Below are 15,144 nucleotides of genomic sequence, written 5' to 3' on the forward strand. Positions count from 1 at the left end.
GTGGGCTCAGCGGCCCCCGCCGGCCGTCGTACGGGCGAGCAGGACCGCCACGTCGTCCTGCGGGGCCTCGGGCAGCAGCCGGGCCAGGATGTCGTCGCAGAGCCCGTCCAGGGGCTGTGCGGCGGCGCGCAGCGCACGCCCGAGCTGGGCCATGCCCTGGTCGAGGTCGCGGTCGCGGGACTCGATGAGGCCGTCGGTGTACAGCACGAGCAGGCTCCCGGGCGGCAGGGCGACCTCCTCGGTGCGGAACTCCTGCCCGCCGGTGCCCAGCGGGGTGCCGGGCGGGCCGTCGAGGAAGGTCACCTCCCCGCCCGCCGTGGCCACGGCGGGCGGCGGATGGCCGGCGCGGGCGATGACGCAGCCGCCCGTCGCCGGGTCGTGGACGGCGTAGACGCAGGTGGCCATCTCGTCCTCGCCCAGGTCGGCGACGGCCTCGTCGAGCGAGCGCAGCAGGCTGGTCGGGGAGACGTCCTGGCGGGCCAGGGTGCGCACGGCGGTGCGCAGCTGTCCCATGACGGCGGCGGCGTGGATGCCGTGGCCCATGACGTCCCCGATGACCAGGCCGGTGCGGCCGCCGGGCAGCTGGATGACGTCGAACCAGTCGCCACCGACGTCGTGGTCGCTGGCGGGCAGGTAGCGGCCGGTCAGTTCGAGGCCGGTGACCCGGGGCAGGGCGCTGTTGCTGAGGCTGCGCTGGAGGGTCAGGGCGGCCCGGCGCTGGTTGGTGTACATCCGGGCGTTGTCGATGTTGAGGGCCGCCCGGGCGACCACCTCGTCGATGAGGACGGCGTCCTGCTCGTCGAAGGGCTCGCGGTCGGCCGTCCGGGTCACGGTGACCGCGCCGAGCACGGTGCCGCGCGCGACGAGCGGGATCAGCCGGGCGGAGCCGAGCGCACCGAGGTAGGCGCGCAGCTCGGCGGCGCGCGGGTCGGGGAGCAGTGCGTGGACGTCGGACCGGTACAGGTTCATGGGGCGGCCTTCGGCGATGACCCGCTCGTAGACGGAGTCGGGCGGGATCTGGAAGGTCTGGCCGGGTTCCAGCCGGGCGGTGGGGGCCTCGGGGTCGGGGAACTCGACGGCGATGCGGCGGAGCACGCCCTCGTGGCTGGCCGCCGCGTCGTCGGGGGCGAGGACGGTCTCCAGCAGCTGTACGTCCGCCGAGTCGGCCAGCTGCGGCACCAGGACCTGCACGATCTCCCGTGCGGTCTGGCTCAGGTCGAGGGTGGCGCCGATGCGGGTGCCGGCTTCGGCGAGGAAGGCGAAGCGGCGTCGGGCCCGCTCGGCGTCGCCCTGGGCCCGCTGGCTCTCGGTGATGTCGATGAGGGAGGCGATCACGCCGAGCGGGCGGCCGGACCCGTCGAGGAGGGGGGCGTACGAGCAGGACCAGGTGTGGTCGTGTCCGGGGTCGGCCGGGGTCCGGCCCGTGCGGCGGACGTCGACCACGGCGGTGCCCCGCTCCAGGACCTGCCGCATGGTCGCTTCGAGCGCGGCGGCGTTGACGCCAGGGACGACCTCGGTGAGCCGTTTGCCGAGGTGCGCTTCGGCCGAGACGCCGTTCATCCGGGCCAGGGCGTCGTTGACGCGCAGGAAGCGCAGGTCGGGGCCGAGGGTGGCGAGGCCGATGGGCGACTGGGTGAACAGGCTCTGGAGGGCGGCGAGCGAGTCCCGCATGCGCAGGACCTCGGAGGTCTCCACGGCGATCAGCATGGCCCCGGGGCGGCCCTGCGGGTCGGCGGCGGGGACGATCCACATCTCCATGGTGACGCGGTGGCCGTCGCGGTGGCGCACGGGCAGGGTGCCGACGACCGTCTCGCCCGCCTGGACCCGCCGGGTCAGGTCGTCGGCGAGGGCGTGGTTGGTCTCGGGGACGAGGACGGAGGTGCCGGGGAGGCCGAGGATGTCCTCGGGACGGTGGCCGAGCAGGTCCTGCGCGGCGAGCGACCATTCGACGATGATCCCGTCGGCGTCCTCCCGCCACAGCGCGATCGGCAGCAGCTCGCTGAGTACGCCCGCGTACCCGACGGCCGCGGCCGGCTGCTCCGGGACTTCGCTCGTCGACTGGTATGTGTCCACCGCACCGACCTCACCCCGGGGGGTCCGATTCCTACCGATTCACCCTATCTGAGCCATCGGCGCGAGGCGCTGTGTCAGGTCGGCGCGGTCCGCTCCCTCGGGTACAGCCAGGGCAGGACGAAGGTGACCCAGAACAGGACGGCGTAGAGGATGAGGGCGGCCCACCAGCCGCCGAGCCCGGCGCGGTCGAACTGGACGAGGGCGGCGATCAGGCCCGCGATCACGGCGGCCCCCGGCAGCAGCCACCACCGGTCCGTGCCCACGTACAGCACCGCGGCGGCGGCGAGCGCGAAGCAGGCCCCGACGATCAGCGTGCTCCAGCCTCCGCCGACGTCGGGGAACGGCGCGCAGCGCAGCCGCCAGAGGGCGACGGGCGGACCGGCCGCCGCGATCAGGCCGACGGTGACGCACAGCCAGTGCGGCCGGATCCGCTGCCGGACCAGCGCCACCAGGGCCGCCATCGCGTACAGGCAGACCGGGACGTGGGCGAGCAGCGAGGACCAGTGGGCGGTGGAGAAGGCGATGCCCGTCCACATCAGCACGGCCGCGGTCAGGGCCCACAACGGGGCGACCGCGGCGACCAGGAACGGGAGGTAGACCAGGGGCTTGAGCACGCCGAGGGCGCCCTGTGCGAAGCGGGCCCCGACCTTGCCGGTCGGCTGGACCGCGGGCCACGCGAGGAGCCCGGTCCGCAGGGCCGCCCGGCGCGGGTCCCGGGCCCGGAGCAGCTGCCCGACCTCCTCCGCGCCGATCCTGCCGAAGGAGTCGAGCGCGGCGTCGAACCGGGCCGGGTCGGCCAGATCGGGCGGGTCCGGCGGCGGGTCGGGGGGCCGGTTGCCGCCCCGGAAGCCCTTGCGGTTCAGCTCGGCGAGGAAGGGCAGCTCCTCGCGGAGGATCTCGTGCTGGCGCACGGCCGTGAGCACGTCGCGCACCCGGTCCCAGGGGTCCAGGCCCGGCTGCGTCGTGACGCTCTCGGCCCAGGGGTCCATGAACGCCGGGCCGAGTCCCGTCGCGCCGGCGACCGCCTCGCCGAGTGCCGTGGGATCGGCGATACCGCCGAACGCGTCCCCGAGCCGCTCGTCGGTCGCGACGATCGACACCAGGGAGGCGGCCCCGTCCAGGCGGCCCCAGGTCCAGTCGCTCATCCGCCAGCGGGCGCTGAGGAAGGCGGCGAAGTTGTTGAGCTGGTTGCCGCTGAGTTTGGCGCAGACCAGGCCCTTCGGGGAGTTCTGGACCGCCTCCGGCAGCACCCGGCGGGTGGCCCAGCTGGTGTTCGCCGCCGAGACGGTGTGGAAGTCGATGTCGGGGGCCTCGGCCAGCGGGTCCGGGCGCAGCGGGCCGAGCAGCACCTCGGCGTACGCCAGCGCGTCGGCCATCGGCGGACCGAGGCCCGTGGCCGCCGCGTGCAGCGCCTCGTAGCCGGGCACGTCGGGAGCCAGGCCCACCCCGATCTCCGCGCCGAGTTCCGACAGCCTGTCCCACAGCAGGCCGAAGCCCTCCGGTACGGCCGCCGGGCCCGGTGGGGGTGCCGGAGGCGGGAATCCACCGGTGACGGCCGTCGCGAGGTTCGCGGCCCAGTCCTCCCACACCGCGCGGGCCGAGCCCGGGCCGGGTACCGCCGGCATGAGGGAGCCCAGTTGCGCGGACGCCTCGCGGAAGGGGGTGGTGACGTCCTCGGGGACCAGCCCCAGCGCGAGGGCCGCCCGGTAGCGGTCGAGGAGCAGCCTGTCCCGGGCGGCGATCAGAGTGGCGACGGCGACACGGCAGGCGAACAACCGCCTCCGGTACTGCCTCACCAGCTCCACGTCCACCGGCCCCTCGCCGGACTCGTACGCGCTCAGCCAGTCCATGAGCAGCCGTACCGCACGCGCCAGGGGCAGTGGGGAGTACCCGGGCGCGGGCAGCATGCCGGCGCCGGCCGCCAGCTCGCCGGAGGCCTTGCGCAGTCGGGCGAACAGGTCCGTCGAGCCCCGCCCCGCGCTCTCGTCGAGCGCCTCCAGCGGCCCCGGGCCGGCGGGTAGGGGCAGCGCGTCCGGGCCGGTCACCTCGGCAGGGTCCTCCAGCAACCGGATGAGCCGCAGCGCCTCCGCCCGGCCGACCTTGTCGGCGTACGCGCCCAGACGGGACGCGTCCCCGGCCGCCGCCGGGACGAAGGCCGGCGGCAGCACCCCGCTGGCGGCCCGCTTTTGCTGGGCGGCGGCCTCGGCGGCGCGCAGTTCGAGGGCGTCGTCGCGCAGGGACTCGGCTCCGGTCTTCACGGCCAGGGACTTCGCGGCGATCCGCACCAGGCGGGTCACGCGCCGGCTGCTCCCGGGCTCGGGCGGCGGCGGGAACGGCGGCACCGGCTGGAGGAACAGGAGCCAGCGGTCGGCCTTGCGGGCCACCGGGGCCCCGGCGACGGCCCGTACGGCCCAGGCGACGGGGATGTTGTCCAGCAGCCCGCCGTCCATCAGTTCGGCGCAGCCGTTCAGGTTCTCGTCGGGGTAGCCGCTCTCGCTGCTGACGCCGCGCATGTCCACCCGGGGCGGGTCCTCGACGGGCTGGGCGCCGTTGCCGACGTACACCCGGGCCGGTTCGAAGGCGCCGGGGAAGGAGGAGGAGGTGCGCGCCGCGTAGGCCAGCCGGTTCAGCGCGGCCTCCCGGGCCGCACCGGTGACGTCGGCGTGGAAGTCCGTCAGGGATCTGCGGTGGCGGAAGCGGAAGTAGGCGTTCGAGCGGCCGACCAGCAGCGGTCGGCCGAGGGTGGGCCGCACGCGGTCCCGGCGCGGGCGCAGCCGGGTGGCCGTCAGGATCAGCCGCAGCGAGGCGGGGGGCTTCCAGTCCGGCGGGGCCTCGTCGACGAGCCGGCCCAGCGCGTCGCGCAGTTCCTTGTAGAAGACCTCGTCCCCGCGCATCAGCGAGGTCGGCACGTGGAAGGGCGTCGAGCGGCGCAGCAGCCCTTCGAGGTCGCCCAGGCGCAGCCACAGGTCCCGTACACCCCGCCCGAAGGGCATCCCGTACACGAGGTGGCAGGCCAGGAGCACGCCGTTGAGCCCCCCGGCGCTGGTCCCGACGAGGACGTCGACGTCGACGTCCTCGTATCCGCACACTCCGAGCAGCCCGGGGTAGAGACCGCCGTCCGGGGCGGGCTCCTGGCCCGCCGGGGGTGCGGCCGGCTGTCGTGCCGCCGCGCGGAGCGCCGCCGTCTCGCAGCAGGCTCCGCCCATCCAGACGGCGAGGCTGACTCCGCCGCGCATCGCGAGGGCCAGGCGCAGTTCGGTACTGCGCTTTCCCGGCCGGTCGTCGCTCATGGCACCAGCTTGACCCCGGATCAAGCGCACCGCACCCGGGCGGCCGCCACCTCGCGGGAGCGGACGGCGGAGCGGCCGAAGTTCCTTGCCGGGCGGGGGAGTTCACACCCCCTTCGCCGCCCGGGAGGAGGAACGGGACCTCCTCCCCCGGGACTGCCGGGCCTACTCCCAGTCGTCCCAGGGCGGGTCCGTGTCCTCGAAGTCGAAGGGCGGTTCCTCGTCGGTGTGCAGGGCGGGGGACGGCGGCGCCGGGGGAACGGGCGCGGGCGAGGCGCTCGCGGCGGTCGCGGTCGCGTCGGCGGTCGCGGTCGCGTCGGCGGTCGCGGTCGCGCCCGTCTCGGCCAGTGCGGCCAGGATCCCCTCGGCGTACTTGGCCAGCTTCGCCTCGCCGACCCCGCTGATCGTGCCGAGCTCCTCGGCCGAGTGCGGCAGCCGGGTCGCGATCTCCCGCAGCGTCGCGTCGTGGAAGACCACGTACGCCGGCACGCCCTGCTCCTTCGCGGTCGCGCCCCGCCAGGCGCGCAGGGCCTCGAACACCGGGACCGCCTCCGCCGGCAGGTCGACCGGGACCCGCCCGGTCTTCCCGGAACCGGAGCCGGAGCCGGAGGACTTGCGGGCCGCGGGGGTCGGAGCCGCCTCCTTGCGCATCGGCACGCTGCGCCGCCCGCCCAGCACCTCGCCGCTCGCGTCCGTGAGCACCAGCGTGCCGTACTCCCCCTCGACCGCCAGCAGTCCCGAGGCCAGCAACTGCCGTACGACCCCGCGCCATTCCGCGGTGCTCAGGTCGGTGCCGATCCCGAAGACCGACAGGGCGTCGTGGTCGAACTGGATGACCTTGGCCGTCTTCTTGCCCTGGAGGATGTCGATGATCTGGCCGGCGCCGAACTTCTGCCGCCGCTCCTTCGCCAGCCGCCACACCGTGGACATCAGCTTCTGCGCGGCGACCGTGCCGTCCCAGGACTCGGCCGGGGCCAGGCAGGTGTCGCAGTTGCCGCACGGCCCGGCGGCAGCCTGCCCGAAGTACGCGAGCAGCCGCACCCGGCGGCACTCGACCGTCTCGCACAGCGCGAGCATCGCGTCGAGGTGCGCGGCCAGCGAGCGGCGGTGCGTCTCGTCGCCCTCGGAGCCCTCGATCAACTTGCGCTGCTGCACCACGTCCTGGAGGCCGTACGCGAGCCAGGCCGTGGCCGGCTCCCCGTCGCGCCCGGCGCGGCCGGTCTCCTGGTAGTACCCCTCGACCGACTTCGGCAGGTCCAGGTGCGCCACGAAGCGCACGTCCGGCTTGTCGATGCCCATGCCGAACGCGATCGTGGCCACCACCACGACCCCGTCCTCCCGCAGGAAGCGCGCCTGGTTCGCGGCGCGCGTCCGGGCGTCCATGCCCGCGTGGTAGGCGACCGCGTCGATGCCGTTCTCGACGAGGAGGGCCGCGGTCTTCTCCACGGACGCCCGCGACAGGCAGTAGACGACCCCGGCGTCCCCGGCGTGCTCGGTGCGGATCAGCTCCAGCAGTTGCCGGGTCGGGTTGTTCTTCGGGGCGATCCGGTACTGGATGTTGGGCCGGTCGAAGCTGGCCACGAAGTGCCGGGCCTCGCCCTCCGCCAGGCCCAGCCGGGCCGCGATCTCGGCGTGCGTGGCCTCGGTGGCCGTCGCCGTCAGGGCGATCCGCGGCACCTTGGGCCAGCGCTCGTGCAGCATCGACAGGGCGAGGTAGTCGGGCCGGAAGTCGTGGCCCCACTGGGCGACGCAGTGTGCCTCGTCGATCGCGAAGAGCGAGACGGTGCCCCGGTCGAGCAGCCGCTGGGTGCCCTCGGTGCGCAGTCGCTCCGGGGCCAGGTAGAGCAGGTCCAGCTCGCCGGCCAGGAAGGCCTGCTCGACGGCCTGGCGCTCGTAGGGGTCCTGGGTCGAGTTGAGGAACCCGGCCCGCACCCCGAGGGCGGTCAGGGCGTCGACCTGGTCCTGCATGAGCGCGATCAGCGGTGAGATCACCACGCCCGTACCGGCTCTGACCAGCGCCGGGATCTGGTAGCAGAGCGATTTGCCGCCGCCCGTGGGCATCAGGACCAGCGCGTCGCCGCCGCCGGCCACGTGCTCGATGATCTGCTGCTGCTCGCCGCGGAAGGAGTCGTATCCGAAGACGCGGTGCAGCACCTCCAGGGCATCGGGGGTCTCGGTGGGGGCGTCGACAAGGCTCATCCCAGAAGCCTATCGACCCCCACCGACACCCCTGACCGCATCCGCCGGATCCGGCCGCCCCGGCCCGGCGCCCAGCCCAGCCCAGCCCAGCCCGCAGGACGGGTCCCTAGGCCAGGGCCGCCTCGAACACCGCGTACGCGTTCTCGTCGAAGAGGACGAAGCGGACCTCCTCCACGGGCGCCGCGGCGCTCGCGCGGACCGTCTCGACCGCGATCCGGGCGCCGTCTTCCATCGGCCAGCCGAAGATGCCGGTGGAGATCGCCGGGAAGGCGACCGTGCGGGCCCCCAGCTCGGCCGCGACCCGCAGGGACTCGCGGTAGCAGGAGGCCAGCTGCGCCGAGCGGTCCTCTTCCCGGGACCAGACCGGACCCACCGTGTGGACCACCCAGTCCGCCGGGAGCCGGCCGGCCGTCGTGGCCACGGCCCGGCCCGTGGCGAGGCCCTTTCCGTACTGGGAGGCGCGCAGCGCCCGGCAGGCGTCCAGGATCTCGGGGCCGCCGCGCCGGTGGATGGCCCCGTCCACTCCCCCGCCGCCGAGCAGCGAGGAGTTCGCCGCGTTGACGATCGCGTCCGCGTGCTCGGCCGTGATGTCGCCCTGGACGAGGGTGATGCGCACCATCAGGAGGAGGCCCTTCTCAGGTGGCGCCAGACCGCTTTGGCCGCGTTGTGCCCGGACATGCCGTGCACGCCGGGGCCGGGCGGGGTGGCGGAGGAGCAGAGGAACACGGCCGGGTGGGCCGTCGCGTACGGGTGCAGGGACAGCTTGGGCCGCAGCAGCAGCTGGAGCCCGGAGGCCGCGCCGCAGGCGATGTCGCCGCCGACGTAGTTGGGGTTGCGGGCGGCCAGCTCCGGCGGTCCGGCGGTGGCGCGGGCCAGCACCAGGTCGCGGAAGCCGGGGGCGAAGCGCTCGATCTGCCGCTCGACGGCGTCGGTGAGACTGCCGCCCCAGCCCGCGGGGACGTGCCCGTACGCCCAGAACACGTGCTTGCCCTCGGGCGCCCGGCCGGGGTCCACCAGGCTGGGCTGGGCGGTGATCAGGAAGGGGTTGCGGGGGGCGCGCCCACCGGTGGCCAGCTGGAGGGCGGCGTCGATGTCGCGGGCGTGCGGGCCGATCTGTACGGTGCCGGCCCGGCGCGGGGCCTCGGCGGTCCAGGGCACGGGACCGGACAGGGCGTAGTCGAGCTTGAAGGCGGCGGCGCCGTACTTGTAGCCGTCGTACGCGCGCCCCAGCCGGGCGATCCGGGCCAGTGCGGTCGGCGAGGTGTCGAAGACGTACGCCCGGGCGGGCGGCAGGTCGTCGAGGCGTTTGACCTCGAAGCCGGTGTGGACCGCGCCGCCGAGGTCGCGCAGGTATCCGGCGAGGGCGTCCGAGATGGCCTGCGAGCCGCCGCGCGGCATGGGCCAGCCGCCGGCGTGCGCGGCGAGGGCGAAGACCAGGCCGACGGCGCTCGTGCCGATCCCGCCCAGCGGGGCGATGACGTGTGCGACGAGCCCGGCGAACAGGGCCCGCGCCCGCTCGTCCTGGAAGCGGTTCAGCAGCCAGGTCGAGGGCGGCAGTCCGGCGAGTCCGAAGCGGGCGAGGGTGACCGGGTCCCGGGGCAGGGCGGTCGAGGGCAGGGACATGAAGTCCCGGGCCAGGGTGTCCCACTTGCCGAGGAAGGGCTCCACCAGCCGCCGGTAGGTGCCCGCGTCGCGCGGCCCGAGGGAGGCCGCCGTCTCGGAGACGGAGCGGGAGAGCACGGCGGCCGTGCCGTCGTCGAAGGGGTGCGCCATGGGCAGCGGGGGGTGCAGCCACTCCAGCCCGTACCGCTTCAGCGGCATGGTGGAGAACACCGGCGAGCCGATGCCGAGCGGGTGTACGGCCGAGCAGGGGTCGTGCCGGAAGCCCGGGAGGGTGAGCTCCTCGGTGCGGGCACCGCCGCCGACCGTCTCCGCGGCCTCGAACACGGCCACCGAGAAGCCGCGCCTGGCCAGCTCGACGGCGGCCGTCAGCCCGTTGGGCCCCGCCCCCACCACGACCGCATCGAGAATCGACGGCACCTTGCGACTCCTTCGTCCGGCAGCGGCTGCGCTCCCAGGATATTCGGCCCGTCCAGGGCGGCCCCCGACCGCGCCCGGCTTGATCCGGAAGGCACGCCCTACGCGCCGCGCAGCAGCTCGCGGATCCGTACGGCCGTGGCCTCGTCGCGGCCCACCGCGAACGGCAGCTCGTTGTCCCGGTCGACGCGGAAGGGGACCCCGGCGACGGTGCTCTGCGCGCCGCCCGCCTCGGCGACCAGCAGCAGTCCCGCCGCGTGGTCCCAGGCGGAGGGCCAGGTGAAGGCGAGGCCGTCCATCTCGCCGCGGGCCACCTTCAGGTACTCCAGGCCCGCCGAACCGCAGGGCCGGGCCGCGACCCCGGGCACGTCGAGCCGGGCGAGGCGGGCCTTGTCCTCGTCGGAGGTGTACAGCGGGTGGGCCATGGCGACCCGCAGGTCGGCGCCGGGCTGCGGCGAACCGCTCCGGATGCGCTCGCCGTTGACGTACGCGCCCTGCCCGCGCACGGCCGTCGCCAGCTCCTCCAGCGCCGGGGCGAAGGTCCAGGAGGCGAGGATCTCGCCGCGGTGTGCCAGCGCCACCAGGGTGCAGAAGGCCGGGTCGCCGCCCACGAACTGCCGGGTGCCGTCGACCGGGTCCACGATCCAGACCGGCGCGTCGGCGCGCAGCGCCCCGTACACGGAAGGGTCGGCGTGGACCGCCTCCTCGCCGACGACGGCGGAGCCGGGCAGCAGGCGCGTCAGCGAGGCCGTGAGGTGTTCCTCGGCCTTGCGGTCGGCGACGGTCACGAGATCGTGCGGACCGCTCTTCTGGTCCACTTCGTGCTCGGCGAGCTGCCGGAACCTCGGCATGATCTCGACCGCCGCCGCCTTGCGGATCGCTTCTTCCACTGCGGACAGGTCTTGGGCCAGGAACTGTTCGATCATGCCCCCCATCACACCACGCCCGGCTGACAAACCCCACCGGTCGTCCCGTCCACTGGACGACCTCCAGGTGGACTCCGGGTGGCGCCGGTCAGCGGGCGGGGTGCCGGCGGATCATGAGGGCCGTGTAGAGGAGGAAGGACGAGCCGACGCCGACCGCCCAGCCGTAGTCGGCGAGCGGTTTGAGGAAGGGGATCAGGCCCTCCTCGGGGAAGGGGCCCTGGCCGGGGGCCGAGTGCGAGCCGCCGATGGCCAGGACGCCGCCGACCGCGAACGCGGCCACGGCGCTGATGTTCCAGCCGCCCGTGTACCAGTACGGGCCGCCCTCCCGGTACAGGTCGGGCAGCGAGAGCCGGGCCCGCCGTACGACCCAGTAGTCCGCGATGAGGATGCCGGCGACCGTGCCGAGCAGGCCTCCGACCAGTCCGAGCCAGGTGTAGATGTACAGCTCGGGGGTGGAGGTCAGCTTCCACGGCATGATCAGGACGCCGACCACGCCGGTGATCAGCGCGCCCCGGCGGAAGTTGATCCGGCGCGGGGCCAGGTTGGCCAGGTCGTACGCCGGGGAGACGACGTTGGCCGCGATGTTCACCGAGATCGTCGCGACGAGCACCGTGACCAGGGCGTAGAGCAGCCCGAAGACGCTGTCGGTCTTGGAGACCAGTTCCACCGGGTCCCAGATCGGGGCGCCGTACACCGCTTCCGAGCCGGAGGTGACGAACACCGACAGCAGCGCGAACAGGGTCATGGTCGTCGGCAGCCCGAGGGTCTGTCCGAGGATCTGGCTGCGCTGGCCGGCGCCGAAGCGCGTGAAGTCGGGGATGTTGAGCGAGAGGGTGGACCAGAAGGCGATCATTCCCATGAGCGACGGGAAGAAGACGGGCCAGAAGTCCTCGCCCCAGCCGAGCTTGGACGGCTGGTCGAGCAGCTCGCCGAAGCCGCCCGCCTTGACGCCGATCCACACCAGCAGCGCCAGCGCGCCGACGATGACGAACGGCGCGGCCCAGTTCTCGAAGCGCCGCAGGGCCTCCATACCCCGGTAGATGATGGCGAGTTCGAGGACCCAGAAGAGGATGAAGCACAGCCACAGCGGCCAGGGCTGGCCGGCGATCTCCGCGGCGTCCTCCCAGCCGCCGAAGACCTTGCCCAGCAGGACGAAGATCCCGGACCCGCCGATCCAGGTCTGGATCCCGAACCAGGCGCAGGCCACGGCCGCCCGGATCAGGGCGGCCAGATTGGCCCCGCGCACCCCGAACGGGGCCCGGGCCAGCACCGGGAACGGGATCCCGTACTTGGGCCCGGCGTGCCCGATGAGCAGCATCGGCACCAGCACGATGAGGTTGGCCAGCGCGATGGTGAAGACGGCCTGCTTCCAGTCCATCCCCAGGGCCACCAGCCCGGAGGCGAGCAGCCAGGAGGGGATGTTGTGCGCCATGCCGACCCACAGGGCCGTGAAGTTGTACGTCGTCCAGCGCCTGGCCTCGACGGGTACGGGGAGGAGGTCGGGGTTGGCGAAGCGGCCGTCGGAGGGAACCTCCCCGGGAGCGAGCTCCACGCGGTCCCGGGTTTCGCCGATCGAGTGGTCCGGCATGTACGCGCGCCCCTTCGGGTCGGTGGGGAACTCGGTCAGGCTCTGAGCACCGGGAGGACGTGCTGCCCGTGCGCGTCGGTGGCGGCCTCCTGCGCGTCATGCGTGTCGTACACGGCGAACCGGTCGATGCCCGGGTCGCGCGGGGTCCGCGGCTTCCCGATGTGCGCCTGGGGCGCACCGGGTTTTCATCGTAGCCCTCGGGGACCTCGATGCACCCGCTGACGCGCTCGCTCTCGGTGAGGACAGCCGCCGCCCCGCGCGGTTCAGTTGGGCAGTTCGGCGTGGCGGACGTCCGCCGAGAAGAGGCAGGCCACCGCCCCGAGACCGGCGACTGCCCCGAACACGGCGAAGGCCGGAGCCGTACCGAAACCGGCCGCGGCGGCGCCGAAGACCGGTAGGGCCAGGGGTCCGACACCGAAGCTCGCGAGGCTCAGCAGAGACATCACCCGGCCCAGGTAGGCGGGATTGCAGGCGGACTGCACGAGGGCGTAGGAGATTCCGCCGTTCAGGCCGAGGGTCAGACCTCCGACGGCTCCGAGGGAGGCCGCGATCAGGGGGCTCGGGGCCAGGGCGAGCGAGGCGATCGAAGCCGACCCGGCGGCGAGCGAGGCGACGTAGAAGACACCGGGGCGCGGCAGCCGGCCCATGGTCGTGAGCAGCAGCGAGCTCACAGCGGCTCCGACGCTGAAGCTGCCGAGGGTCCAGCCGGCACTGGACGCCCCCCAGCCGCGGTCACCCGCCAGCAGCACCAAGCCGATGCTCAGGGGGGCGACGCAGCCGAGTTCGACGACGACCAGGGCCAGGACGAGCATGCGGACGAGTGGCTGTCCGCGCACGTACCGCAGCCCACTCGTCATCTCCTGCCACATTCCTTTGGCATCGGCCTCTCCCGCCTCCGCCTCCGCCTCCGCCTCCGGGTCGGACTTCCGCACGGGCAGAGCACGTATGCGGACGGTGAAGAGCAGGGTCAGCGACAGCGCGAACAGGCCTCCCGCGACGGCGAACGCGGCGGCGGGGCCGCTCAGAGCCATCACCAGACCGGCGAGCGGCGCCCCCATACTGTTGCCCAGCCTGACCGCCAGGGACCGCATGCCCTGGACCCGCAGGACCTGTTCGGCGTCGGCGAGCCGGGCCGGCAGCGCGCCCACCGCGGGAAGGAACAGGGCGTCGGCCACCCCGAAGACGAGGGCGACCGCGACGAGCAGCCACAGCCCGGGGGACGCCAGGGCGAGCGCCGCCGCCGCAGCCAGGATCACCGCGCAGCGCACCATGTCGCTGCCGATGACCACGTAGCGGGGGCTGAAACGGTCCGCGATCACTCCGCCGCCCAGCATGAGCACTGCGCGGGGAACGGCGCCGACCGCCATGACGAAACCGGCTTCCGCCGGTGAGGCGGTCCGGCTCGCCGCCCAGCCGAGGGCCAGGAAGAAGCAGCCGTTGCCCACCACCGAGGCGGTGTAGGCGACGACCCAGCGCAATACGTTGGGATCGCGGTGCGCGGGCTTCGCTAACTCTCCACGTGTCGAGGTCTTGGTCGCTGGCATGCGTTCACTCCGCGTTTCAGAGTTCGTCCGGCTGTGATGTGGTCGTCTTGCGCCGGCGGATCGCGATGCGCAGCATGGTCACCGGTGCCGCGTCCTGCGGGCGCAGGGACGGGTCGTCGAGCCGCTCGGCGTAGGAGCCCAGGATCTCCGAGAAGCGCTTGCCCACTTCGGTGAGTTCGGCGGCCGTCAGGTAGACGACGTCGTCGCCGAACCACTCCGCCTGGCGCCACTCGGCCGGCAGTTGGTGCCGGGTGTCGATCGCGTGCGTCATGTGCTCGAAGTAGCGCTCCGCCATGGCCGTGCTGAGCGCGTCGGCCGCCTCGCCGTCGGCGTTCCGCCAGTCGGTGTACTGGGCCGTGGCGCGCCAGGGCTTCTCCCCTTTACATGAGTGCCGCCGGCCCTGCCTGGTCCGCGTGCGCACGCGAGCGCACGGAAAACGGCTGCGGGGGCCGGCCACGTGGCCGGCCCCCGCAGTGGTCCGCGCGCGTCAGCGCAGCGACGGGATGACGTCGGCGCCGTACGCGTCGATGGTCGCTTCGCGGGCGTCGTGCATGTCGTAGAGGGCGAACTGGTCGACACCGAGCTCGCGCAGCGCCCGGAGCTTCTCGATGTGGGCCTCGGCGGGCCCCAGCAGGCAGAAGCGGTCGACGATCTCGTCGGGGACGAAGTCCGCCGACGGGTTCCCGGCGCGCCCGTGGTGGCTGTAGTCGTAGCCCTGGCGGGCCTTGACGTACTCCGTGAGCTCTTCCGGAACCATCGACGAGTGCTCGCCGTACCGGGAGACCAGGTCCGCGACGTGGTTGCCGACCATGCCGCCGAACCAGCGGCACTGGTCGCGGGCGTGGGCCAGGTCCTCCCCCACGTACGCGGGCGCCGCCACGCAGATCCGGATCGAGGCGGGGTCACGCCCCGCCTCCGCGGCGGCTTGCCGGACCGCCTTGATCATCCACTCGGTGAGGTAGGGGTCGGCGAGCTGGAGGATGAACCCGTCGGCCTTCTGGCCGGCGAGGGCCAGCGCCTTGGGTCCGTACGCCGCCATCCACACCGGCAGCTTCCCGTCCTTGACCCACGGGATCCGCAGCGGTTTGCCGTCCACCTCGGCTTCCCGGCCCTCGGCCAGGTCGCGGATCACCTCGATGGCCTCCCCCAGGCGGGCCAGGGTGTTGGGAGCGCGGCCGGCGACCCGCATCGCCGAGTCCCCGCGGCCGATGCCGCACACCGTCCGGTTGCCGTACATGTCGTTGAGGGTGGCGAAGGTGGAGGCGGTGACCTCCCAGGTGCGGGTGCCCGGGTTGGTGACCATGGGGCCGACGGTCAGCTTCTGGGTGTTGGCGAGGATCTGGCTGTAGATGACGAACGGTTCCTGCCACAGGACCGCCGAGTCGAAGGTCCAGCCGTAGCGGAAGCCGTTGCGCTCGGCCCGCTTCATGAGGCTGACGACCTGGGAGGCCGGTGGGTCGGTCTGGAGGACGAGGCCGAAGTCCATGCGG

At 73.7% G+C, this 15,144-nt stretch carries 10 protein-coding genes; all 10 read right to left on the bottom strand.

What is annotated here, in order from left to right:
* Positions 1 to 6: 6 nt before the first annotated feature.
* Entirely contained in the window at positions 7 to 2,073 is a 2,067-nt protein-coding gene (locus tag ACFYXV_RS08665; RefSeq protein WP_385464977.1) for a SpoIIE family protein phosphatase, read from the bottom strand.
* 74 nt (positions 2,074 to 2,147) lie between these two features.
* A complete protein-coding gene (locus ACFYXV_RS08670) occupies positions 2,148 to 5,363 on the bottom strand; it encodes a DUF3376 domain-containing protein (RefSeq protein WP_389382388.1) in 3,216 nt (1,071 codons plus the stop codon).
* Positions 5,364 to 5,525: 162 nt separating this feature from the next.
* The gene (recQ, locus tag ACFYXV_RS08675) at positions 5,526 to 7,559 is read right to left on the bottom strand and encodes a DNA helicase RecQ (protein ID WP_389382389.1); all 2,034 of its coding nucleotides are present in this window, start codon (positions 7,557 to 7,559) and stop codon (positions 5,526 to 5,528) included.
* Between the two features lie 106 nt (positions 7,560 to 7,665).
* Entirely contained in the window at positions 7,666 to 8,178 is a 513-nt protein-coding gene (locus ACFYXV_RS08680) for an O-acetyl-ADP-ribose deacetylase (RefSeq protein ID WP_389382390.1), read from the bottom strand.
* Positions 8,178 to 9,599, bottom strand: coding sequence for a phytoene desaturase family protein (locus tag ACFYXV_RS08685; RefSeq protein WP_385464965.1), 1,422 nt, complete (start codon positions 9,597 to 9,599; stop codon positions 8,178 to 8,180). Before ACFYXV_RS08685 ends, ACFYXV_RS08680 begins: the two co-directional genes overlap by 1 nt.
* A gap of 98 nt (positions 9,600 to 9,697) precedes the next feature.
* Positions 9,698 to 10,522, bottom strand: a complete 825-nt coding sequence (locus tag ACFYXV_RS08690) for an inositol monophosphatase family protein (protein ID WP_385464962.1) — start codon at positions 10,520 to 10,522, stop codon at positions 9,698 to 9,700.
* An 88-nt stretch (positions 10,523 to 10,610) separates the two neighbouring features.
* Positions 10,611 to 12,110 carry an NCS1 family nucleobase:cation symporter-1 gene (locus tag ACFYXV_RS08695; RefSeq protein WP_389382391.1) on the bottom strand — a complete coding sequence of 500 codons (1,500 nt, stop codon included), beginning with the start codon at positions 12,108 to 12,110 and terminating at the stop codon, positions 10,611 to 10,613.
* Positions 12,111 to 12,373: 263 nt separating this feature from the next.
* Positions 12,374 to 13,654: an MFS transporter gene (locus tag ACFYXV_RS08700; protein WP_389382392.1), complete on the bottom strand. Its 1,281-nt coding sequence runs from the start codon at positions 13,652 to 13,654 to the stop codon at positions 12,374 to 12,376.
* Positions 13,655 to 13,670: 16 nt separating this feature from the next.
* A complete protein-coding gene (locus ACFYXV_RS08705) occupies positions 13,671 to 14,075 on the bottom strand; it encodes a hypothetical protein (protein WP_389382393.1) in 405 nt (134 codons plus the stop codon).
* Positions 14,076 to 14,141: 66 nt separating this feature from the next.
* Entirely contained in the window at positions 14,142 to 15,140 is a 999-nt protein-coding gene (locus ACFYXV_RS08710) for a TIGR03842 family LLM class F420-dependent oxidoreductase (protein ID WP_389382394.1), read from the bottom strand.
* Between the last annotated feature and the right edge of the window lie 4 nt (positions 15,141 to 15,144).

Source organism: Streptomyces sp. NPDC002181 (assembly GCF_042890485.1).
In the GTDB taxonomy this organism is placed as follows: Bacteria; Actinomycetota; Actinomycetes; order Streptomycetales; family Streptomycetaceae; genus Streptomyces.